This window comes from Dethiosulfatibacter sp., from assembly GCF_983023055.1.
This window is the reverse complement of the sequence record NZ_CEZJXU010000341.1, coordinates 1-2144: the sequence shown is the minus strand read 5'-3', so window position 1 is coordinate 2144 and position 2144 is coordinate 1. Positions and strand designations below refer to the sequence as shown.

The 2144-nt window shown below is 32.8% G+C and carries 1 protein-coding gene; it reads right to left on the bottom strand.

The window, feature by feature from the left end; genetic code table 11:
- Nucleotides 1-141 precede the first annotated feature (141 nt).
- Nucleotides 142-1899, bottom strand: a complete 1758-nt coding sequence (locus tag AC3AX0_RS10680) for an ABC transporter ATP-binding protein (RefSeq protein ID WP_487550273.1) — start codon at nt 1897-1899, stop codon at nt 142-144.
- Nucleotides 1900-2144: the final 245 nt, after the last annotated feature.

The window sequence follows — 2144 nt, the reverse complement described above, 5'->3', positions numbered from 1 at the left end:
CTCCTTCTAGAAGCTTAAAAAACTCTCTAGTAAGAAGTCCAGGTAGCAGAAGGGTAAGATTGATAGCAACCCATAAAATTGCATTTCCTATATATAGAAGAGGTTTGTATTTCATCAATTCCCAAAGTAATCTATAGGTTTTCATACAAGTACCTCCTCCATACCAACTTTAAGCAGTTGGTTATACTTTGATTTTTTATCCATCAACAATTTATTACGATCTCCAAACTCAATGCCCTTACCATCTTCTAGAATAAGAATTTTATCTGTCTGTTCTACAGTTTGAAATCTATGTGCAATAATAATTGCAGTTCTATTCTTTAGAAGATTTTTAATAGCCTTTTCCAACAGTACTTCAGTTGCTGGATCCAACATGGAAGAAGCTTCATCTAAAATTATCAATCCTGGATTTCTTAATATAATGCGTACGAAGGCCAATAACTGGGCTTCTCCTGATGACAATCCAGAACGGTTTGATTGAATTACTGTGTCTAATCCTCGCTCTAGTTGCTGGAACCAATCATAAAGACCCAACGCTTTAAAAGCGGCAATAATTCTATCATCACCTACATCACTATTATAGAAAGTTAGGTTGTCTCTGATAGTGCCATAAAAAAGTTCCACATCTTGAGTAACAATTGCAACATGATTTCTTAATGACTTTTTAGAAATATTTTTTATATCTTTACCATCGATGAGTATCTTACCATTATTTTTATCATAAAGACGCAGAAGTAGTCTCCCTACTGTGGTTTTACCACTTCCTGTTCTTCCTAAAAGTCCCATCGCTTCACCTGCTTTTAATTCGAAAGATAGATTCGACAATACCTTTTGTTCTTCTTCATATCCAAAATCCACATTTTCAAAAGACAGGTGACAACTATTTTCAGAAAGCTCATTGTTATCTTCATATTTTATTTTTGATCGAATATCCAACAGTTCATTTATCCTATTAATCCCCGCCCCTGCTTTCTGTAGATCTTCAAGCTGCATTCTTATCTGCTCAAGAGGTCTTCTAATTAATTCTGTATAATTAAAAATCAAATAAACTGTTCCGATTGTAATAATCCCCTTTTGCCAGAGATAACCGCCTACTCCAAATGAGATCATAGTGCCCAAAGCAAAAATAAAGACAGATGAAGTCCACATAGAATATCCCATCAGACCTGCTTTCCTCTCCTTGGAATACCACCTTTTAAGAAAGTTATGAAACTTATAAAAGATATAATCTTTAGCTCCAGAACTTTGTACATCTTCTCTATTACTTATATGTTCTCCTAAGAAACCATAAAAATCAGAACTGATTTTCATTACTTTCTTCCAGTAAGGAACAGCTATGGTACTTATTTTTAGTAAAAATATCATAGAAAATATAGAAAACAGAGAAATACTTAATCCAATACGCCAATCTTCAAAGAACAAAACAATTAATACACCACTCAAAAGCAGTATATTACCCAAAATAGTTATCATAAAATTAGAAAACAGATTCATAAGCGTTGTTACATCACCATCTATTCTCTCGATTAACTCTCCAGGTAAGTGTTCTTTATGAAAAGACATATCCAGATTTAAACAATGTCTAGCCAAGTCCGTTCTCAACCTGTTGGTAGCTTTCCAGCCAATATTTTGGCTAAGATATGTTGAAGCAACTGCCAAAAGTTGTTGCATTAATGATATTCCTATAAAAAAAAGAGCAAGCTTATACAATTTATCTTTACTAGCTCCTCCAATAATATTATCAATAAAAGCTCTTATTATCTGTGGACTCATCAACTGCATAGCCATTGTTACAAATATCACTAATGTTAGTAATAATACACTCTTCTTCTGATCCCGAAGATATTCTGTAATAACAGGTTTTAACTCTGAATATTTTATTTTTTTGTTTATACTCATACAATTCCTCCATTGATCAAAATAACATAGTCTGTAATCAGCACCATGAGTATTTCCTAAATATTACTAAGAATTTCAAGATTATTCACATTTGATTTCATCAATAATATGTAACCCATTAAGTACAACATCTTCATTATCCACTCGAACTCAATGTACTGCAGGGCCACGCCAAACATCATATTTATCTTTTTTTTACTTCTTTATAAACGCTGTTAACCTTAAGAATCCACGCGTATCCATAT

Coding starts and splice junctions, on each gene's coding strand:
- AC3AX0_RS10680 (WP_487550273.1), bottom strand. CDS start 1,899: ATGAGTATAAACAAAAAAATAAAATATTCAGAGTTAAAACCTGTTATT.